General features: G+C 61.2%; 17 protein-coding genes. 6 read left to right on the forward strand and 11 right to left on the reverse strand.

Features of this window, described 5'->3' with window-relative positions:
• Positions 1-751: LysR substrate-binding domain-containing protein (locus KGA98_RS24300; protein ID WP_223504146.1), on the reverse strand; the 751-nt coding region annotated here is incomplete at its 3' end.
• A gap of 268 nt (positions 752-1,019) precedes the next feature.
• Here KGA98_RS24300 and KGA98_RS24305 point away from each other — a divergent pair.
• Together KGA98_RS24305 and KGA98_RS24310 are read left to right on the forward strand one after the other, a co-directional pair.
• Positions 1,020-2,345, forward strand: a complete 1,326-nt coding sequence (locus tag KGA98_RS24305; protein WP_057714112.1) for an MFS transporter — start codon at positions 1,020-1,022, stop codon at positions 2,343-2,345.
• Between the two features lie 70 nt (positions 2,346-2,415).
• Complete coding sequence (locus KGA98_RS24310) at positions 2,416-3,807, forward strand: FAD-dependent oxidoreductase (protein ID WP_223504148.1); 1,392 nt, start codon at positions 2,416-2,418, stop codon at positions 3,805-3,807.
• A gap of 3 nt (positions 3,808-3,810) precedes the next feature.
• Here KGA98_RS24310 and KGA98_RS24315 read toward each other — a convergent pair whose 3' ends face one another.
• On the reverse strand, positions 3,811-5,232 hold the full coding sequence (locus KGA98_RS24315; RefSeq protein ID WP_223504150.1) for a type VI secretion system Vgr family protein: 1,422 nt from the start codon (positions 5,230-5,232) through the stop codon (positions 3,811-3,813).
• Between the two features lie 225 nt (positions 5,233-5,457).
• Here KGA98_RS24315 and KGA98_RS24320 point away from each other — a divergent pair, with 225 nt between their 5' ends.
• Positions 5,458-6,162: a YebC/PmpR family DNA-binding transcriptional regulator gene (locus KGA98_RS24320; protein WP_056854673.1), complete on the forward strand. Its 705-nt coding sequence runs from the start codon at positions 5,458-5,460 to the stop codon at positions 6,160-6,162.
• A gap of 132 nt (positions 6,163-6,294) precedes the next feature.
• Here the strand turns inward: KGA98_RS24320 and KGA98_RS24325 are convergent, their stop codons facing one another.
• The 4 genes from KGA98_RS24325 to KGA98_RS24340 all read right to left on the reverse strand — a co-directional run bounded on the left by KGA98_RS24325 (position 6,295) and on the right by KGA98_RS24340 (position 10,369).
• Positions 6,295-7,608 (reverse strand): leucine-rich repeat-containing protein kinase family protein, encoded by a 1,314-nt coding sequence (locus KGA98_RS24325; protein ID WP_223504153.1) that lies wholly within the window; start codon positions 7,606-7,608, stop codon positions 6,295-6,297.
• Between the two features lie 215 nt (positions 7,609-7,823).
• Positions 7,824-8,948, reverse strand: coding sequence for a cell division protein ZapE (zapE, locus tag KGA98_RS24330; RefSeq protein WP_223504155.1), 1,125 nt, complete (start codon positions 8,946-8,948; stop codon positions 7,824-7,826).
• A gap of 165 nt (positions 8,949-9,113) precedes the next feature.
• On the reverse strand, positions 9,114-9,866 hold the full coding sequence (locus KGA98_RS24335; protein WP_223504157.1) for an anti-sigma factor family protein: 753 nt from the start codon (positions 9,864-9,866) through the stop codon (positions 9,114-9,116).
• Positions 9,863-10,369 carry a sigma-70 family RNA polymerase sigma factor gene (locus tag KGA98_RS24340; RefSeq protein ID WP_090456673.1) on the reverse strand — a complete coding sequence of 169 codons (507 nt, stop codon included), beginning with the start codon at positions 10,367-10,369 and terminating at the stop codon, positions 9,863-9,865. The genes KGA98_RS24335 and KGA98_RS24340 overlap by 4 nt, the downstream gene beginning before the upstream one ends.
• Positions 10,370-10,527: 158 nt before the next feature.
• Here KGA98_RS24340 and KGA98_RS24345 point away from each other — a divergent pair, with 158 nt between their 5' ends.
• Together KGA98_RS24345 and KGA98_RS24350 are read left to right on the forward strand one after the other, a co-directional pair.
• Positions 10,528-11,613: a catalase family peroxidase gene (locus KGA98_RS24345; protein WP_223504159.1), complete on the forward strand. Its 1,086-nt coding sequence runs from the start codon at positions 10,528-10,530 to the stop codon at positions 11,611-11,613.
• Complete coding sequence (locus tag KGA98_RS24350) at positions 11,610-12,155, forward strand: cytochrome b (RefSeq protein ID WP_057714120.1); 546 nt, start codon at positions 11,610-11,612, stop codon at positions 12,153-12,155. Before KGA98_RS24345 ends, KGA98_RS24350 begins: the two co-directional genes overlap by 4 nt.
• 62 nt (positions 12,156-12,217) lie before the next feature.
• Here the strand turns inward: KGA98_RS24350 and KGA98_RS24355 are convergent, their stop codons facing one another.
• Together KGA98_RS24355 and KGA98_RS24360 are read right to left on the reverse strand one after the other, a co-directional pair.
• Positions 12,218-13,369: a M14-type cytosolic carboxypeptidase gene (locus KGA98_RS24355; RefSeq protein WP_057714121.1), complete on the reverse strand. Its 1,152-nt coding sequence runs from the start codon at positions 13,367-13,369 to the stop codon at positions 12,218-12,220.
• Between the two features lie 485 nt (positions 13,370-13,854).
• On the reverse strand, positions 13,855-14,196 hold the full coding sequence (locus tag KGA98_RS24360; protein ID WP_223504161.1) for a DUF6124 family protein: 342 nt from the start codon (positions 14,194-14,196) through the stop codon (positions 13,855-13,857).
• A gap of 129 nt (positions 14,197-14,325) precedes the next feature.
• Between KGA98_RS24360 and KGA98_RS24365 the strand changes: the two genes are divergently transcribed.
• Positions 14,326-14,973 carry a LexA family protein gene (locus KGA98_RS24365; protein ID WP_150812591.1) on the forward strand — a complete coding sequence of 216 codons (648 nt, stop codon included), beginning with the start codon at positions 14,326-14,328 and terminating at the stop codon, positions 14,971-14,973.
• A 39-nt stretch (positions 14,974-15,012) separates the two neighbouring features.
• Here the strand turns inward: KGA98_RS24365 and KGA98_RS24370 are convergent, their stop codons facing one another.
• The 3 genes from KGA98_RS24370 to KGA98_RS24380 form a co-directional block, all read right to left on the reverse strand.
• On the reverse strand, positions 15,013-16,968 hold the full coding sequence (locus KGA98_RS24370; protein ID WP_223504163.1) for an acetyl/propionyl/methylcrotonyl-CoA carboxylase subunit alpha: 1,956 nt from the start codon (positions 16,966-16,968) through the stop codon (positions 15,013-15,015).
• Positions 16,968-17,780: a gamma-carboxygeranoyl-CoA hydratase gene (locus KGA98_RS24375; protein WP_057714125.1), complete on the reverse strand. Its 813-nt coding sequence runs from the start codon at positions 17,778-17,780 to the stop codon at positions 16,968-16,970. The genes KGA98_RS24370 and KGA98_RS24375 overlap by 1 nt, the downstream gene beginning before the upstream one ends.
• Before the next feature lie 137 nt (positions 17,781-17,917).
• The gene (locus KGA98_RS24380) at positions 17,918-19,525 is read right to left on the reverse strand and encodes a carboxyl transferase domain-containing protein (protein WP_057714126.1); all 1,608 of its coding nucleotides are present in this window, start codon (positions 19,523-19,525) and stop codon (positions 17,918-17,920) included.
• Positions 19,526-19,536 lie beyond the last annotated feature (11 nt).

Consider the following 19,536-nt stretch of genomic DNA (forward strand, 5'->3'; position numbering starts at 1 on the left):
ACACCCGCGAATCCGCGCCAAACTCGGCAGCCGACACCACGCCCACCCCAATCCCCACCACCACTGCCTCCCGAGCTGCCTCGCGACCTTCAACCTGAATCGCCGGCCGAATGCGAAACCCGGCCCCCGCCATTTCCTCCTCCAGCGTCTGCCGGGTCACCGAACCGATTTCCCGCAACACCAGTGGCGTGTCGTCGAGGTCGGCGAGGGTGATGGATTCGCGGTCGGCCCACGGATGATTGCGCGACACGAACGCAACCATCGGGTCGTTGCGCAGGGGCAGTGAAATCAGGCGTTCATCGCTGACATCACGGCCCAGCAATGCAAGGTCGGCCTGATAGTTGAACAGTCGAAACAGCGACTCATCGGTGTTGCCGGTTTCGATCTTCACGCTGATCCCGGGGTAGCGTTCGCAGAACCGGGCAATCTGCGGCAGCACGTGCACCGGTGCATCCACCGCCAGAATCAGGCTACCGGTCTGCAAGGCCTGGGATTCCTGAAGCAGTTCCTGGGCTTCCGCCTCGATCACGAAAAGCCGCTGGGTAACGCTCAACAGACGCTCGCCCAGATCGGTCAGGCGCACCGAACGTTTGTTGCGGTGAAACAGCAAAACACCGTAGCGCTCTTCGAGCTTGCGCACCTGGTCGGAAATCGCCGGTTGCGTCAGAAACAGGCGTTCGGCGGCCTTGGTAAAGCTTCCATGGACCGCCACGGCGTGGAAAGCTTTGAGCTGGGCGTGGGACACCGACATGGGAATCTCCAGTAACAAGCTGGGCTTATATTTGAAATACGATAAATCGATTTCACTTATTAGTCAGTAATTGTTTTTATCCACCTCAGCCCCGCTGACTGGTCAGTCGAACAGCAGCGGGTGCCATGAGCCTGTGCGTGCAACTACAGGACTCATCTGACCGGTATCCGCCGTAGGGACAGGGCGATATCGCAGTGCTCAACAATAAAAACACAGGCGTTTTCTTCCAATTCTGCCGGCACACTCACACCCTGAGGTCAGAACCACAATGAACAAGCACATCGGCACCATCAAGCGTTGGCGCGTGCAGATCTTCGCGATCACCTGGCTCGCCTACGCCGCGTTCTATTTCACCCGCAAAGCATTCTCGGTCGCCAAGCTCGGTATTGGCGAAGACCCGACCTTCATGCTCGACAAAATGGCCATGGCCAACCTCGACGCCATCTACCTGACGGCTTACGCCGTCGGTCAGTTCACCTGGGGCATCCTCGCAGACCGTTTTGGCCCGCGAGTTGTGGTGCTCGGCGGGTTGCTGATTTCCGCCGCCGCGGCGCTGGTGATGGGCAACTTCGCAACGTTACCGATTTTCGCTACCTGCATGCTGATACAAGGCCTGGCGCAGTCCACCGGTTGGTCGGGGCTGTGCAAGAACCTCGGCAGCTTCTTTCCCTCCGAGCAACGCGGACGGGTATTGGGCCTGTGGAGTTCCTGCTACGCCTTTGGTGGCCTGGTAGCCTCGCCGTTTGCCGGTTGGTGGGCGTACACGCTCATCGGCAGCTGGCATGCGGCGTTCATTTCCAGTGCGGCGGTGGTTGGGCTGGTCGCCGTGCTGTTTTTTATTTTCCAACGCAACAAACCGGAAGACGTCGGCTTGCCGGCGGTGGAGCCGGAGCCTGAGCTGACCGCCGAACAAGCCGAGGCGCAAAGCAAAATCAGCATGTGGGAGCCTTTGAAGGAAATCCTGCGCAACCGCACGGTGCTGGTATTGGGATTGGCGTACTTCATGCTCAAGCCGGCGCGCTACGCGATTCTGCTGTGGGGGCCGGTGATCGTCTTCGAACAGATGCCTTCGGTGGGCAAGGTCGGCGCGGCGATCATTCCGACTGCGTTCGAGCTGGCCGGGTTGCTCGGGCCGATCCTGATTGGCCTGGCCTCGGACAAACTGTTCGGCGCCCGGCGCATGCCGGCTTGCGTGATCAGCCTGTTGGCGCTGACGGTGTCCCTGGCGTTTTTCATGGGCGCCCTGCATACCGGCAGCGTGCTGCTGGTGGTGGCGCTGCTGTTCGTCATGGGCCTGACCCTCTACGGACCGGACTCGATGATCAGCGGCGCGGCCGCCATCGACTTCGGCACCGCCAAGGCCGGCGCCACGGCAGCCGGTTTCGTCAACGGCTGCGGTTCGGTCGGGGCGATTCTCGGCGGGCTGCTGCCAGGCTACTTCGACACCGTTACCGTGTTCATCGTCTTCGCCGGCTGCGCCATGTTCTCGGCGCTGGTCTTGATCCCGCACTGGAACAGCCGCCCCGGTGGCCTGGGCACTCACTTCGCCTACGTGCCCAATCAAGCGATGACCATCAAACCCCTGCGTACCTGAATCCTGTCCCTCGTCGCCTGCTGCACCTGCGGCAGGCCGGCGTGTGGGCCACTGACCGGAGATTGACCCCATGAGACCCTTTTGGCTGGACCAGGCCTTGAAGGCTGATGCATCCGAAACCTGTCCGCCACTGGAAGGCGACGCCCGCGCCGATGTCTGTATCGTCGGCGGTGGTTACACCGGGTTGTGGACCGCGATCATGCTCAAGGAGCAGAACCCCGAACTGGATGTGCTGCTGATCGAAGCGGACATCTGCGGTGCCGGGGCCAGTGGACGCAATGGCGGTTGTGCGTTGTCGTGGTCGGCCAAGTATTTCACCCTCGAACGTTTGTTCGGCGTCGAAGAAGCCGTGCGTCTGGTCCAAGAGTCCGAGCGCAGCATCCATGCCATCGGCGCCTTCTGCGAACAGTATGGGGTGGACGCCGATTACCGCCTCGATGGCACCCTCTACACTGCGACCAATCGCGCGCAGGTCGGCTCGACCGACGCTGTGATCGCGGCGCTGGAGCGCAACGGCATCAACTCGTTCACCCAGCGACCAGTGGCCGATGTGCAGCGCATGGCCGGTTCCAGCAAACACCTGGAGGGCTGGTTTTCCCCGGCCGCGGCCAGTGTGCAGCCGGGCAAACTGGTGCGTGGCTTGCGCCGGGTAGCCCTGCAACTGGGGGTGAGGATTCATGAAAACACCGCGATGACCGGGCTGGAGGAGGGCCGGCCGGCGGGCATTCAAACCCCCAAGGGCACCATTCGCGCCGACCGCGTGGTGCTGGCGATGAACGCCTGGATGGCCCGGGCGTTCCCGCAGTTCGAACGCAGCGTGGCGATCGTTTCCAGCGACATGCTGATCACCGAGCCTCGGCCGGATTTACTCGACGAAATCGGCCTGACCAGCGGCGTCACGGTGCTCGATTCGCGGATTTTCGTGCACTACTACCACAACACGCCGGACGGCCGGATCATGCTCGGCAAGGGCGGCAACACCTTTGCCTATGGCGGGCGCATGCTGCCGGTGTTCGATCAGCCATCGCCTTATGCCGGCCTGTTGCAGAGCAGTCTCGCGGATTTCTTCCCGGCGTTTGCCGACGTCAAGGTCGAGGCAACCTGGAACGGTCCATCGGATCGATCGGTGACCGGGCTGCCGTTCTTCGGGCAGATGAGCGCCAGTGGCAATGTGTTTTACGGTTTCGGCTATTCCGGCAGCGGCGTCGGCCCCTGCCACATGGGCGGGCAGATTCTGGCGTCGATGGTTCAAGGCCTGGACAACCCCTGGACCCGTTCGCCGCTGGTCAATGGCCCTCTGGGCTTTTTCCCGCCGGAGCCGATTCGCTATATCGGCTCGCTGATGGTGCGCAACGCCATCCGCCGCAAGGAGCGCGCGGAGGATCACGGGCATCGGCCACGGCATCTGGACGTGCGTCTGGCGAAGTTCGCTGCTGCAGCCGGCAAGGCTGACAAGGGTTGAGCGTCAGGGTGCAGGGTCCGAGCGGGTGAGCAGCCAGTCGAACAGCAGGCGGGTATCGCCACGGGGCTCATGCGGGCGAGGGCGGTGAGGTTGTGGCCGAGGGCCCATGGCCGTACAAAGCACCGGGCGATCCGGGTCACTGTCGAGGAAAATCACCAGTACCTCGCTGCCAGCCACGGGCAAGCGGGCCGGATCGATCCAGTCCTCGGCGGTGGTCAGTGCCAGCGGTAGCCACAGGCCGTTGGACTCTGCTGCGGCTGGTTGGGTGGCGGGCCAGAGGTTCACCTGAACCCGGCCGTCCTCGTCCACTGCCGCCGGTTGCCCGACCGGGCCGCACACTCGACCGGGCTGATACCCGGGGATACTCGGCCTGGGTTGTTTGAGCGCTGGTCTGAATACCGTCGACCAGGGGATGGCGCTGAATTGATTGCGGTAACCCGAGGCCATGCCCGGTGTGTCGTCGAGCAGAATGGATGACTGACACCCCTGATGGCGGATTTCGGTAACCAGCCACTGATCATTGAAATTCGCCAGCGGGTGCTCGGCCACTTGCAGGATCCGGCCACTGCGTAATGCCCCCTGGCTACTTTGACCGTGGATCTGCTGGTGACGGCAGCGCAGGCGTTCCAGTTGTCGACGGCTGAGCTGGTCGCGATGTTGTTGCTCGCCAGCGGGACAGTGCCTCGCCGTGGCGAACGAGTGATTGGCTGCACCTTCGCTGATGTCCGCTGCACCCGGATTCCTGGCGCCTGGACGCACAGGGGAGAGCGTGGCGTCATGGCGCTGGAACAGTTCGCGGATCACCGGTTCCTGGTGTTCGCCGGGGGCGCCGCCGCTCATCGACATGAGCAGTGGCTCCTGGGGAAAACTCAGGCTGTCGTCGGCCAGCACCAGCACATGGCCGTCGCGTTGATGCTCGAAGTGATAGTGAATGCCTTCTTCCTCGCACAGCCGTTGCAGCAACGCCAGGTCGGATTCTTCGTACTGAATGCAAAAAGGTCGCAGGGGATAGTGCCTGGTTGCCAGTTCAAAGCGATAACTGCTGACGGGCAACCCATGTTCCTCCAGCAATTGGCGCAGGATCATGGGCACGCTGGCGTGCTGGAAAATACGTCGGCATCGTTGCTGTTCCAGCACCTGGACACGAGGCACCAGCACCAGCTTGTAAGCGACCCGGTGCCCGCTTCGATGTTCACAACTGGCGCTGTCCAGCACGCCATGAATGCCTTGATCGTGGCCGAATTCGAGGAACGCCGGTTGGTGCAGCAATCGCTCAAGGTTCAGGGCTGGTGCCAGCCCGATCACCTCGATGTCGAATCGATAGGGCTGGTTGAGAGCTTCATGACCACTGAACCGGACCACCTGGAAGCTCAGGTCGTCTTCGAGAAGCGTCAGGGTGGTGGGACTATCCTTGTCGTTGTGCATCGAACGCGCTACCGCTGTGGAGTAGGGTGCAAAGCGTACGAAACCCCGGCGCATTGCGGGTACGGTAAAGCGACATTTCCGAATTGCCCTACAACCGCTGGTGAAGATGTCGATGCAAGTCGGGATTTTTTGGTCGATTGCCAACTTTAGGCCGTATAAACTTGTGCAAAGCGTCGGCCAATAGATGTCTCGGCGCCACAGATGCCACAGATAAGAGAGTGAGAAATGGGCGCACAGTGGAAGGTTAAACACAAAGAAGCGGCAGCCAATGCCAAGGGCAAGATCTTCGGCAAACTGGTGAAAGAAATTACCATTGCTGCGCGCAACGGCGCTGATACTGCTACCAACGCGCACTTGCGCCTGGTGGTTGAACAGGCCAAGAAAGCTTCGATGCCCAAGGAAACACTGGATCGTGCTATCAAGAAGGGCGCGGGCCTGCTGGGCGAAACCGTGCAATACCATCGCGTGACCTATGAAGGGTTCGCCCCGCATCAGGTGCCGTTGATCGTTGAGTGCGTGACCGACAACATCAATCGCACCGTCGCCGAGATCCGCGTGGCGTTCCGCAAGGGTCAGCTGGGGGCTTCCGGTTCGGTGGCCTGGGACTTCAACCACGTCGGCATGATCGAAGCGTCGCCGGACACCCCGGACGCCGATCCGGAAATGGCCGCCATCGAAGCCGGTGCACAGGATTTCGAGCCGGGTGAAGAGGGTGCAACCCTGTTCCTGACCGAACCGACCGACCTCGACGCGGTGCAGAAAGCCCTGCCGGAACAAGGCTTCACCGTGCTGTCGGCCAAACTGGGCTACCAGCCGAAAAACCCGGTCAGCGGCCTGAGCGATGAGCAGATGGCGGAAGTCGAAGCGTTCCTCGAAGGCCTCGATAACCACGACGACGTGCAGGACATGTTTGTCGGGTTGGCGGGTTAAGTCTTTGTGTCAATGACGGTCATGTTGTTTGACAGACCGTCATCGTCGGATCGCCGCCCGGAGCAAGCTCGCTCCCACAGGTTTAGCGCTACCCTGTGGGAGCGAGCTTGCTCGCGATTGACCGCGCAGCGGTCACAGACTTTCCAATTGCCGCACGATTTCGCTGAACCCCGGCCGTGCCAGCACTTGCGGCTGACAGCAACGCTGTTGCAGATCTTCCAGTACCCCACGCTGTTCGTCGCTTAACCCCGAATTAACCCGCTCCAGCAGTTCGCCCAGCAACACCCCGAACGCCCGCACCTCGATCCGCTGCAAGGCGCGGCTTTCCAGGCTGTCGGAAATCCCGTGGAACGACGCCGCGCCAAAATCCCCCAGCAAGCAATCGCCCTGTTCATTCCACAGAATATTGTGCCCGTAGAGATCGCCATGGGTGATGCCGTGGTTGTGCAAGTGTTCGGCCACCGAGGCAATGCCCGAGGCAATGCGCAGCGCCACCGCCGCACTGAAACGCAAGCCTTCGGCATAAATGTCGCGGCTGCACGACGCCAGGCTCGGCAGGCTGGCGAGGTTGCGAAAACTCGGCGGGATCAACTGCATGACCAGCCCGGCGGTTTGTTGCGGGTGATCGACAATCCGCCCTTCGACGCGAATCAGATTCGGGTGCAGGCCCGCGGTGATGCAGGCGTTCATCTCGTGCAGCGGCGAGCCATCGCTGGTCATTTCGCCCTTGTAGAGCTTCACCGCAACGGGCATGGCCGGTTGGTCGGTCGGTTGCCAGACAGCTTGATGAATCACTCCGGACGCCCCTTCGCCGAGTTTTTTCTCCAGGTGCAATGCCGACCAGTCAATGCGCGGTGTGGCATCGAGGGCGGCGGCATCGGCTTCGGTTTCCAGCGGATTACCGGCGTAGGCCAGCCAGGTCAGGCTTGGCAGCGTCAGCAGCCATTGCGGCAAGTCGGTGAACTGGTTGGCGGCGATGCGGATCAGCTCCAGCCGATGACAATTGTGCATCGACTCCGGCAACGCCTGCAGGCGGTTACCGGCAAGCATCAGCTTTTGCAGGTATGGCCGCTCTCCCAACGCGCTCGGCAGCGTCTCGATGCAATTGTCGGTCAGGATCAGCCAGCGCAGCAGCGGTGGCAGTGCCGCTGCGGGCACGTGGGCGATACGGTTGGCCTTGAAGCCGATCATCGTCAGTGCAGCGCATTGGCCAACACAGGCCGGCAATTCGGTGAAACGGTTATCGGAGCAGAACAGCACGCGCAAACGGGTCAGGCGATGCAAGTCCTCTGGCAGCGCGCTCAGAGCATTGCCGCTGAGGTTGAGCACTTCCAGCGAATCCGCCAGATCGAAGATCTCCCGGGGAAACTCGGTCAGGCCTTCGGCCAGATCCAGCCGCGTGATGCCCGACAACTCGCCGGCGCGCAATTGAGCAAGGGTATGCATGAACAGATTCGCCATTAACCTAGAGGAGGGCGCGGGGCCCCGGAAATGGGCGACATGATAGCGGGAAAGATGTGGCGACTGTCAGGCCGCCTTCGCGAGCAAGCCCGCTCCCACATTTGATCGGTGTAGATCAAAAATTCTGTATCCGACACAAATCCATTGTGGGAGCGGGCTTGCTCGCGAAGAAGTCAGTCAATGCAACAAAAAGCTATCGATCAGACCGGTTCGCTGACTTCGACCAGTTGTCCCAATCGGCTGCGCGTGCGCGCCAGATCAATGGCATCGCCACCCAGGCTTTCGCGCAATGAGTGCTGCCCGAGCAACGTCAGGTGCTTGTCCTGGTCGTACAGCACGTCGATGAGATTGATAAAACGCTGCTGGGCGGCAATCGTGCAATCGTCCAGCAGTGGCAGTTCATCAATGATCCAGCGGTCGAACCGGCGGCACAGCTCCAGATAATCCATCACCGCCGTGGGCTGATCGCACAAATCGGTGAAGGTAAAACCGACGCCGCGCCCTTCGCAGAAACGTGCTCGCAAATGCCGGGTACCTACCGGCAACGAAACAGGCGGGGCATTGTGCCTGGGCAGGTTCAGCGATTGTCGTTGCGCCACGCTCGCCGGCCAGACGTAGTGACCTTGAGTGAACAACTGATGCGCATGGGTTCGGGCCTGGCTGCGGTAGTCGTGGGGCCCGCCGACCTCCATCACCTGCATGCGCGTATTGATCAAGTCGATCACCGGTTTGAAGCGGGCGTGGTACAGCGGATTGGGCAACAGGCCTTCGGGCGGATAATTGGAGGTGACCAGCAACAGGATGCCGCGCTGGAACAGTGCCTTGAACAACCGGGTGATGAGCATCGCATCGCCGATGTCGTGCACATGGAACTCATCGAAACACAGCACCCGGCAATCGCTGAGCAGTTCATCGAGGGTGATCGCCAGGGCGTCGGCCTGATCGCGGTGCTCGAACATGCCCTGGTGCAGTTGGGCGAAAAACTGATGGAAGTGCAGGCGTTGTTTTTGCGCGAGGGGAATGGCCCGGAAAAACCCGTCGAGCAGCCAGCTTTTGCCGCGCCCCACGGCACCATGCAGGTAAAGGCCGGGAAGGGGTTTCGCCGCAGTGCCCATCAGCATGCAGGCATGCCGGGCCATGCAGTCGATCACCCGCTGTTGGCTGTGACTGAGGGTGTAACCCTGGGCATGGGCCTGATGGCGAAAGTAGTCGTGGATGACCTGGCCGGCCGTGGCGCTGCCGGCAGCCGGTGCCTTGCCGAGAAGGCGACGCAACGTTTGCCAGCGCGATTTGATTCGCGAACGGCTGGGCGGTCGAACGGCCACTGGGATATCACCTCTGGTGTACGGGCAGGCTCTTTGTGCTGCGCCGCCATAGTGTAACCAGAGCAGGGAATCTGCTTCCAGCAGTGTCGGAATATTCCGGGCCACCGTCACTGGGCTCTAAAGGAACACCGCAAACTCCCACAAAAAAAAGCAGCTGGATGGCGATCAGAATTGAGTGGTCTGTTTGAGCATCCGCGCCGCCGGTGTATCCGCCGGGCTGACCATCGCATAGTTGTAGCCACTTCCCGACCAGTACTCGGCCTGCAACTCGCCATCACTGCGACTGCCCCTGGGCAGCAGGAAATTTTTCGGCCCTGGCGGGCGCACGTAGAAACTGATTTTCTGCCCGCTTTGGTTCTCGTAGACCACCATCGCCGCCGGGCCTTGCTCGGTGCTCAGCAGGCGCCCGCTAACCGGTTTGAAACCGCTATCCGAAAGGTCGGGCAGGCGATTGGCCTGTGTGAAGTAGCGGTCGAGCCAGCCTTGCATGTCACCGTCGTCGCCGACTTTGAAATCCGCCGGCAGGAGGCCTTGCTGGGCAATCAGGCGATACGCCTGCAGTGCATCGGTCATTGGAAGCTGGGGGCTCGCCAGTGTCATCTCCCGCGCTTGCCAGCCGCTGAAACCGCCGACGCTGACGGCGATGAACAACACCGCGGCACTGGCCAGGTGTCTACGGGATTGGCGTTTAAGGCGCTGGCGTATAACCGCCGGATCCAGGTCCGGGTTCGAGGGTTGTTGCAAGGCACCACCCAGAGCTGCGCGCAGTGTCTGGGCGTCCTGCTGCCAGGCGCGCACTTGCGCGGCCATCTGCGGGTTGCCGGCCAGAAAAGTCTCCACCTGGCGTCGGTCGGCGTCGCTCAGTTGGTGGTCGACGTAGGCGTGCAGGTCACGCTCGCTGGGGGGCATGCTGATCATTTGAGTCTCCGCAGGGAAGGGCGGTTGATTTCGCCATCGCTGAGTTGGCGCAGGGCCTGGCGAGCCCGGGACAGGCGGGACATCACGGTGCCGGTGGGTACGTCGAGAATCTCGGCGACCTCTTTGTAACTCAAACCTTCCACCGACACCCAGAGCAGCAGCGCGCGCTGCTCGGTGGGCAGCCGGTCGAAGGCGTTGAGGGTCGATTGGGCAATCACGGTGCGCTCCACCGAGGGCTGGGCATCGTCACGCCCGGTGAAGAATTCGAGCATGCGCGCGTAGCGCCGGGAGCGACGGTGAGCATCGAGAAACTGCCGATAGAGAATCGAGAACAGCCAGGCGCGCAAGTCGCCCTCGGCGCGTTTGCCAGCCCAACTCGAGAGTGCCCGCTCCAGGCTCGCTTGCACCAGGTCGTCAGCGCTGCTGGTGTTGCGCGTCAACGACACGGCGAACCGTCGCAATCCTGGAATGATTTCCCTCAGTTGTTCGTCGATATCGTTCATGAAGTTCTGACTAGTCACTACGCTTGGGACTAGGAAGACGTCCGGTACCGGAGGTTATTCCACGTCAGAAAAAATAAACACCGCGCGTGGGAATAAACCTGCATGCGGTTCGTCTGCTTGATTCTTCTCACTTGTGGCCGATGGCCCTGGAGTCTTTCATGGTAGATCGATCATCACCGCCAACCCGGCCACCCTTGAGTGCTGCAAGCCTGACGTTGCGTCTGGCTGGCATTGCCGTGGTCGTTGCTGCCGTGGCTGGGGCGTTTGCCTACGTCAACGGCACCTTTGACCCACAGCGCCTGACCCCGAAGAAACTGATCAACGTGCTGGAAACCAACAACGGCGTGCATCCGGGTTTCCGTCGCAACCATTCCAAAGGCGTGTGCGTGATCGGGCATTTCGAGAGCAGCGGTGAGGCGCGCAGCTATTCCACCGCCCAGGTGTTCAACGAAGCTCGGACGCCGGTGGTCGGGCGTTTCGCCTTGCCGGCCGGCAACCCTTATGCTCCGGACAGTGCCGTGCCGATCCGCAGCATGGCCTTGCGCTTCACCCAGACCAACGGCCAGCAGTGGCGCACGGGGATGAACAGCATGCCGGTGTTCCCGGTAGGCACGCCCGAGGCGTTCTATCAATTGCAGCAGGCGCAGTCGCCGGACCCGGCTACGGGCAAGCCGAACCCGACCGCGGTTCCGGCGTTTTTCGGAGCGCATCCGGAAGCTGCACCCTTTCTGGCCTGGATCAAGACCGCCAAACCGTCAGCCAGTTACGTCACCGAGACCTATAACAGCGTCAACGCGTTTTATCTGGTGAACGCTGCCGGACAACGCCAGGCTGTGCGCTGGAGCATGGTGCCGGTAGCGCAGGATGCGTCGGGTGCCATGGCGCCCGAGGGCAGCGACTTTCTGGAGAAAGACCTGGTTCAGCGTATAGCCGCAGGACCGTTGCGTTGGCAGTTGAATATCATCCTGGCCAATCCCGGCGATCCAGTAAACGACGCCAGCAAAGCCTGGCCTGAAGGGCGCAAAGTGTTGAACGCAGGCACGCTGGTGCTGGAAAAAACCCAGCCGCAACTCAATGGCGAATGCCGTGACATCAATTACGATCCGCTGGTTTTACCCGCCGGTATCGAAGCATCCGACGACCCGTTGCTCGCCGCTCGTTCAGCCGGTTACGCCAATTCCTACCTGCGTCGCACCAGCGAAGTCAGCCAGTTGCCCGCCGCCAAACAGGAGGCCCAGCAATGAGCACCCAACCCAACCACTTCGCTCCATTGGCGCGACTGCTGCACTGGCTGATGGCACTGATGATCATCGCCATGCTGTTTATCGGTGCCGGCATGGTCGCCTCGGTGTCCGAACGGCATGAATGGCTGATCAATCTGCACAAACCTTTGGGTGTCGCGATCTTGCTGCTGGTGATCGTGCGGCTGGTGGTGCGGTTCTCCACCACGCAACCACCGCTGCCGGCGGATTTGCCGGGCTGGCAAGCGATGGCGGCCAAGGCCTCGCATGTATTGCTGTATGCCTTGATGCTGGTCTTGCCGCTGCTGGGCTGGACGATGATTTCGGCGTCGGGCGAACCGGTGATGCTCAGCAGTTCGCTGCAGTTGCCATCGATCGTGCCGGCGAACGCCCAGCTGTTTGCGTTTTTGCGCAAGGCCCATGGGTATCTGGCGTACCTGCTGTTTCTGACCGTGTTGCTGCATTTGGCGGCCGCGTTGTTTCACGGCTGGGTGCGGCGGGATGATGTGCTGGACAGCATGTTGCGGGGCAAGGATCGCGGCTAGTTGCAATGGAGAAAAAGATCGCAGCCTGCGGCAGGCGGCGATCTTTTGATCTTGAAGGGAGATCAGCGCAGGGTATCGACCATATCCGCAATGGTGGTGAGCACATCCTTGCCCAGCTGCTTCGAACGCTTGCCTGACCAGCCCGTCAACGGGTTCGGATGATCGTCATGATCCTTGAACGGCATTTCCAGGGTCAGCGACAGGCAGTCGTACTTCTGGCCCACGCTGTTGCAGGCCAGCGTCATGTTGGCTTGACCCGGCTCGTCGCGGGTGTAGCCGTGTTTGGTCTGGAAATCCTTTGTGGTGTGTTTCAGGTGGTTGCGGAAGTGCTCTTCGAGTTTTTCGATCCGCGGTGTGTAACCCGGATTGCCTTCGCAAGCAGCTGTGAACACATGAGGGATTTCCTCGTCACCATGGACGTCGAGGAACATATCGACGCCGTATTTTTCCATTTGCTGCTGAACGAACAGGACTTCCGGGCTGATTTCCTGGCTGGCGTTCTGCCAGGCGCGGTTCAGGTCCTGGCCCATGGCGTTGGTGCGCAGGTGTCCGTGGAAGGCGCCGTCCGGGTTCATGTTCGGCACCAGGTACAGATCGGCGCCGGCCAGCAGCTTGTTCAGCACTGGGTCGTCGTTTCTTTCCAGGCGTTCGATCACACCTTCCATGAACCACTCGGCCATGTGCTCGCCCGGATGTTGCTGGGCGATGATCCACACTTTGCGCTGGCCTTCGGCGCCGGTGCCTTTGCGCAATAGCTGGATGTCGCGACCTTCGACACTCTTGCCGGTGGCCAGCAGTTCGGTGCCGGCCTTGGTCAGCGCCTGCTCGATCAGCCAGTCGTGGCGGCCTCGGCTGTAGGGTTCGAAGTAGGCGAACCAGGCATGGGTCTGCTCGGCTTCGAGGCTGAAGCGCAGGCAGTCGCCTTCGAAAATGGTCGGTACGCGGAACCAGTTGACGTGATCGTAGGACGCCACCGCCTGATAGCCGGCCCAGGCCTTGTTGTAGGAGGATTGGCTGGCATTGTTCAGGCGAAACCAGTGCTCCTGGCCGACATGCAGGCCGCTGGCCTTGAAGTGAAACCATTGGAAATGGTTGCTCTTGGTATCGGGGCGGATCGCCAGCAGGGGCTTGAGCGGGTCGCTGACATCGATTACCTGGATATTGCCGCTGTCGAAGTTGGCACTGATGTCGAAAGAAGATTTAGCCACGGCCATAATCGGGTCCTGAAAATGATTTTTATGGTGGCTACTTTACACGCAAGAGTGGGGTGAAACCGAGGGGAATTGCGGGGTGCGAGGGTGGGGGCGTCCTCCTTGACGCCGCCGCAGCTTAGAGGCTATGCGATTGATTCTCAAGTGCTATCTGTCGCTGGTTTGAACCAATGATGCCGGGCTTCTCTTGCCAACTGGAATTCTTTTGATATCATCCGCGCCATCGAATTTGCGGCACCCAAAGACTTCATTAGCCTGAAGCCAAAGCCAGAAAAACTGGCAAAAAAAAGACCCAGCAAAAAGCCGGGTCAAAAACCGTGATTAGCCTGATGAGGAGATAGTCCAGGAGACCGACCTAAGGTCACCTGGTCCATCGACTGATCTCGCGACCAGCTGATGCAATAATAATCATTCTCGTTTGTAAGTCAAATGTTTTTGCCTGCGCGACAGGAAAATTCTTTCCTGCCCTCTCGATTTGTCTTCTCAGCTCAACCGTTTTCATACTTCTCCAGCGATCGATCGACCATCGCCTTGGCCATGTCGATCATGTGTACGGTCGAAAACGCGAGGTCGCGGCTTGCGCCTTGCAGGTGATTGGCGGACTCGTACGCGGTGGCGGCAGCACAGCGCAACAGGTCCAGGGCATGGACCAGCGCCTCTTCGCCGCTGATATTGCGGTTTACATCAAAAAAACGCGGCTCGGCCACTCCCTCCGAAACAGCTGGTTTCAAGTAATAGTCCAGCGCGCGTTGTGCCGCCGCTGAGTCCAGGGGCGAGGTAAAGGTGGTGTCGATGTGCATGTCCGGCAGGTCATTGGTGGGTTGGTTCATGGCGATGGCAAGCTCCGTGTTAGATTCAGATCCGTGAACCGATCCTAATACGAACTGTATTTGTGACGACAATTTAAATACTACATTTTGTGTTTTGATGGCTGGAGTCGCCCACGTATCGTGCCGCACATGGATAAATGGATTGAATTGGTCAAGGCCAAGATGAGTGAACTCAAAATCACTCAAGAGATACTCGCCGAGCGCCTCGGGATGTCCCAGGGCGGCATTGGCCACTGGCTCAACAAACGTCGTGAACCCGGCATCGAAGACATGAACCGTGTGCTGCGGGCGCTGGGCCTTGAGTTTCTCGAAGTGGCGCTGGTGATCCGGGAGCCGCAGGCGTCAACGGACGACGAAATCCCCCTGACACAGAAGTACAACCCGTACTTTCGCTACCCGGTCAGTGACTGGCGCGAACCTGCCGAAGTGCGTGACGGCGAGGTCCCGGTGTACGGAAAAGGGCACTTTGAACTGTCCGATTACCACGCCCGGGGGCCGGCATTCTGGTTGAGAGTGGCAGGCGATGCGATGACCGCACCCAATGGCATCAGCATCCCGGAAGGCATGCTGATCCTGGTGGACCCTGCGGTGGACGTCGAGCCTGGCAAACTGGTCATTGCCCAGTGGCCGGGCAGCAACGAAGCCACGTTCCGCAAGCTCATCGAAGAGGGCGGGCAGCGTTATCTGGTCCCGCTCAATCCGACGTATCCGAAAGCCTTGTACACCGAAGAGTGTCGAATCATCGGTGTGGTGGTTCAGGCAACAGCCAGGTTCTGATCAGATCGGTCCTCGCGATGCGTAGGACCGATCTTCATTTCACGCTTCTTCCAGTTCGACCAGCGCACTGCCTTCGCTGACCATTTCGCCTTCCTGGCAATACAGCGCCTTGATCACCCCGGCGTGGGGCGCGCGGATGCTGTGCTCCATCTTCATCGCTTCCAGTACCACCAATTGCGCTCCGGCCTCGACCGATTGCCCGGCCTCTACCAGTACCCGGACGATGCTGCCGTTCATGGGAGCGGTCAGCCCGCCCTGATGGCTGTGGCTGGCCTCGACGGCGCTGATCGGGTCGTACGACTCGATGCGGCGCAACTCGCCATCCCACTGCAAATACACATAGTCGCCACGGCGTATTGCGCGGTGCTGACGGCGCACGCCTTCGAGTTCGGTCAGCAGTTGCTCGCCCTTGAGCCGAGCGCTGTGGGCATTGATGTCGCCCAGCGTCAGCGCACGGTCCTGACCTTCACAACTCAAGTGAAGGGTGATTTCTCTCGGCAAGCCGGCACGCAGCCCGTTAGGTGCAGCCCACGGCGAACTCGGGTCATCGGCGCGGGTTGCATGAGGCTGGCTCTGGGCGAACGCCTGGGCGGCGGCTTGCCAGAAATCATCGCTGAGTTCCGCTGGGGTCGGCAGCAACTGTTCCTGATAACGGGGAATGAAGCCGGTATCCAGTTCGGCAGCGGCAAATGCCGGGTGGCCTATGATGCGCCGCAGGAAATTGATGTTGGTCTTCAGCCCGCCGATGGCGAATTCGTCGAGCATGCTCAGCAGGCGCAAGCGCGCCTGTTCACGGTCTTCACCCCAGGCAATCAACTTGCCGAGCATCGGGTCGTAGAAAGGCGAAATTTCATCGCCTTCTTCAACGCCGCTGTCCACTCGACGCCCCGGCCCTTGGGCGGATTCGCGATACAGCTCCAGGCGACCGGTCGCCGGCAGGAAATCATTGCCCGGGTCTTCGGCATACAGCCGCACTTCGATCGCGTGCCCCACCAGCGGCACCTGGTCTTGAGTCATCGGCAACGCTTCGCCGCGTGCCACGCGAATCTGCCAAGCCACCAGGTCGAGGCCCGTGATGGCTTCGGTGACCGGGTGTTCGACCTGCAGGCGGGTGTTCATCTCCATGAAGAAGAACTCGCCGCGCGCATCCAGCAAAAACTCCACGGTGCCGGCACCGACGTAGCCGATGGCCTGTGCCGAACGTACGGCGGCTTCACCCATGGCGCGCCGCAGCTCCGGACTCAGGCCTGGCGCCGGTGCTTCTTCGACGACTTTCTGATGACGACGTTGAATCGAGCAGTCGCGTTCGTTGAGGTACAGGCAGTTGCCGTGCTGGTCGGCGAAGACCTGGATTTCCACGTGACGTGGCTTGAGCAGGTATTTCTCCACCAGCATCCGCGAGTCGCCGAACGACGATTGCGCCTCACGCTGGGCCGAGGCCAGGGCTTCGGCCAATTGGCTGACGTCCTCGACCACTTTCATGCCTTTGCCGCCGCCCCCGGCCGTGGCCTTGAGCAACACCGGGTAGCCGATGCGTTCGCAGGCGGCGCGGAAGGTTTCCAGGTCCTGGGCTTCGCCGTGATAACCGGGCACCAGTGGCACGCCAGCGGTTTCCATCAGGGCTTTGGCGGCGGACTTGCTGCCCATGGCATCGATGGCCGAGGCGGGCGGGCCAAGGAAAATCAGGCCGGCCGCTTCGATGGCGCGGGCGAACCCGGCGTTCTCCGACAGAAAGCCATAGCCGGGGTGAATCGCCTGGGCGCCGCTGGCCTTGGCGGCAGCGATCAGTTTGTCGATCTGCAGATAGCTGTCGACGGCCTTGCTGCCGCCGAGGTCAACCCGAATGTCGGCTTCGCGGCTGTGCCGGGCGTCACGGTCGGTGGCGCTGTGCACGGCCACGGTGGTCAGGCCCAGGGCCTTGGCGGTACGCATTACCCGGCAAGCGATTTCGCCACGGTTGGCCACCAGCAGGGTGGTGAGGACAGGTGCGCTCATCAACGGGGCTCCTTGGTGGTTTCGGCTTGCCAGCTCGGCGGACGTTTTTGCAGGAAGGCGCGCAGGCCTTCCTGGCCTTCGGGGCTGACGCGAATGCGGGCGATGGCGTTTTCGGTGTAGCGGCGCAATGCCGGGGTCAGTGAGCCGTCGCCGACTTCGCGCAACAGGTCCTTGCTGGCGCGCATCGCGGCCGGACTGTTGAGCAGCAGGTTGTCGATCCATTGATCGACTTTCTGTTCCAGCTCGGCACCTGCATAGCTCTCCGACAACAATCCGATTTCCCGTGCCCGTTGCCCGCCGAAGCGCTCAGCGGTCAAGGCGTAGCGACGTGTAGCGCGCTCGCCAATGGCTTGCACCACGAACGGGCTGATTACCGCGGGTGCCAGGCCGATGCGCACTTCCGACAGGCAGAATTGCGCATCATCGGCACCGATGGCCATGTCGCAGCAACTGATCAAGCCCAACGCGCCGCCAAAGGCTGCGCCTTGCACGACGGCCAGGCTCGGAATCTTCAGTTTGGCCAGGTTGTACATCAATTCCGCCAGTTCCCGGGCGTCATCGAGGTTGGTGGCGTAATCGAGCTCGGCCGATTGCTGCATCCAGGCCAGGTCGGCGCCGGCGCTGAAATGCTTGCCGCGACCGCGCACGATCAGAAACCGCAGGCTGGCATCGCTGGCGACTTTGTCGAGGGCGAGTATCAGTTCGCGGATCATTTCGGCATTGAAGGCGTTGTTCTTTTCTTCACGGCTGAGCCACAGCGTGGCAAATCCACGGGGGTCGGTCAGCAGTTCGAGGGTGTTGAAGTCGCTCATATTGTCCGTCTCCACAACTCTATTCTTCTGTAGGAGCGAGCAGGCTCGCGATGAGCGCTCAACCGACGCTGGCTACCTGATGCTCCGCGTTATCGTTAACGCCTATCGCGAGCAAGCTCGCTCCTACAGAGGTCGGATCACATCCGGAACACGCCGAAGCGGCTCGGTTCGATTGGCGCGTTCAACGACGCGGACAAGGCCAGGGCCAGTACGTCGCGGGTCTGGGCCGGGTCGATGACACCGTCGTCCCACAGACGCGCGCTGGAATAGTAGGGGTGACCCTGTTCTTCGTACTGGTCGAGGATCGGTTGCTTGATCTCGGCTTCCTGTTCGGCGCTGAAACCATGGCCACCGCGCTCGGCCTGTTCGCGCTTGACCTGCACCAGCACGCCGGCCGCCTGTTCGGCGCCCATCACGCCGATGCGCGCATTCGGCCACATCCACAAGAAGCGCGGATCGTAGGCGCGACCGCACATGCCGTAGTTACCAGCACCGAAACTGCCGCCGATGATCACGGTGAACTTCGGCACCTTGGCGCAGGCCACGGCGGTCACCAGTTTCGCGCCGTGCTTGGCGATGCCGCCAGCTTCGTACTTCTGCCCGACCATGAAACCGGTGATGTTTTGCAGGAACAGCAGCGGGATGCCGCGCTGGCATGCCAGTTCGATGAAGTGCGCGCCTTTCTGCGCCGCTTCAGCGAAGAGGATGCCGTTGTTGGCGAGGATCGCGATCGGGTAACCGTGCAGGTAAGCAAAACCGCAGACCAGCGTCGTCCCGAACAGCGCCTTGAACTCGTCGAACACCGAACCATCCACCAGCCGCGCAATCACTTCGCGCACGTCAAACGGTTGCTTGGCGTCGGCCGGGACCACGCCGTACAACTCGTCACTGCTGTAGAGCGGGGCGATCGGCGTGCGTTGCTGAACCTCGCCTTGCTTGCGCCAGTTGAGGTTGGCGATACTGCGGCGTGCCAGTGCCAGGGCGTGTTCATCGCTCTCGGCATAATGGTCGGCCACACCGGAAATCTTGCAGTGCACATCGGCCCCGCCGAGGTCTTCGGCACTGACCACTTCACCCGTCGCGGCTTTCACCAGCGGCGGGCCGGCGAGGAAGATGGTCGCTTGTTCGCGGACCATGATCGCTTCGTCGGCCATCGCCGGCACATACGCGCCACCAGCGGTGCAGGAACCCATGACCACGGCAATCTGCGGGATGCCCATGGCGCTCATGTTGGCCTGGTTGAAGAAGATTCGTCCGAAGTGCTCGCGGTCCGGGAACACTTCATCCTGACGTGGCAGGTTGGCGCCGCCAGAGTCCACCAGATAGATGCACGGCAGACGGTTCTGCTGGGCGATGGTCTGGGCGCGCAGGTGCTTTTTCACCGTCAGCGGGTAATACGAGCCACCTTTGACCGTGGCGTCGTTGGCGACGATCATGCACTCGACGCCTTCCACACGGCCGATCCCGGCAATTACGCCAGCAGCGGGGACGTCTTCGCCATACACCTCGTACGCCGCCAGTTGGCTGATCTCCAGAAACGGCGAACCCGGATCCAGCAAGCGGTTGATGCGCTCGCGAGGCAGCAGTTTGCCCCGCGAGGTATGGCGTTCCTGAGCCTTCGGGCCGCCACCTTGCGCCACTTGGGCGAGCAGGGTGTGCAACGCGTCGACCTGCTTGAGCATCGCTGCGCTGTTGGCGGCGAACTCCGCTGAACGGGGGTTGAGCTGGGTATGCAGGGTAGCCATGTGCAGCTCCG

It is taken from the genome of Pseudomonas sp. BF-R-24 (assembly GCF_019947335.1).
Taxonomy (GTDB): Bacteria; Pseudomonadota; Gammaproteobacteria; order Pseudomonadales; family Pseudomonadaceae; genus Aquipseudomonas; species Aquipseudomonas jessenii.

Bases quoted from the DNA above. Each gene is read 5' to 3' on its own strand.
- KGA98_RS24305 (WP_057714112.1), top strand. From the start codon at position 1,020: ATGAACAAGCACATCGGCACCATCAAGCGTTGGCGCGTGCAGATCTTC.
- KGA98_RS24310 (WP_223504148.1), top strand. From the start codon at position 2,416: ATGAGACCCTTTTGGCTGGACCAGGCCTTGAAGGCTGATGCATCCGAA.
- KGA98_RS24315 (WP_223504150.1), bottom strand. From the start codon at position 5,232: ATGCACAACGACAAGGATAGTCCCACCACCCTGACGCTTCTCGAAGAC.
- KGA98_RS24320 (WP_056854673.1), top strand. From the start codon at position 5,458: ATGGGCGCACAGTGGAAGGTTAAACACAAAGAAGCGGCAGCCAATGCC.
- KGA98_RS24325 (WP_223504153.1), bottom strand. From the start codon at position 7,608: ATGCATACCCTTGCTCAATTGCGCGCCGGCGAGTTGTCGGGCATCACG.
- KGA98_RS24335 (WP_223504157.1), bottom strand. From the start codon at position 9,866: ATGATCAGCATGCCCCCCAGCGAGCGTGACCTGCACGCCTACGTCGAC.
- KGA98_RS24340 (WP_090456673.1), bottom strand. From the start codon at position 10,369: ATGAACGATATCGACGAACAACTGAGGGAAATCATTCCAGGATTGCGA.
- KGA98_RS24345 (WP_223504159.1), top strand. From the start codon at position 10,528: ATGGTAGATCGATCATCACCGCCAACCCGGCCACCCTTGAGTGCTGCA.
- KGA98_RS24350 (WP_057714120.1), top strand. From the start codon at position 11,610: ATGAGCACCCAACCCAACCACTTCGCTCCATTGGCGCGACTGCTGCAC.
- KGA98_RS24355 (WP_057714121.1), bottom strand. From the start codon at position 13,369: ATGGCCGTGGCTAAATCTTCTTTCGACATCAGTGCCAACTTCGACAGC.
- KGA98_RS24360 (WP_223504161.1), bottom strand. From the start codon at position 14,196: ATGAACCAACCCACCAATGACCTGCCGGACATGCACATCGACACCACC.
- KGA98_RS24365 (WP_150812591.1), top strand. From the start codon at position 14,326: ATGGATAAATGGATTGAATTGGTCAAGGCCAAGATGAGTGAACTCAAA.
- KGA98_RS24370 (WP_223504163.1), bottom strand. From the start codon at position 16,968: ATGAGCGCACCTGTCCTCACCACCCTGCTGGTGGCCAACCGTGGCGAA.
- KGA98_RS24375 (WP_057714125.1), bottom strand. From the start codon at position 17,780: ATGAGCGACTTCAACACCCTCGAACTGCTGACCGACCCCCGTGGATTT.
- KGA98_RS24380 (WP_057714126.1), bottom strand. From the start codon at position 19,525: ATGGCTACCCTGCATACCCAGCTCAACCCCCGTTCAGCGGAGTTCGCC.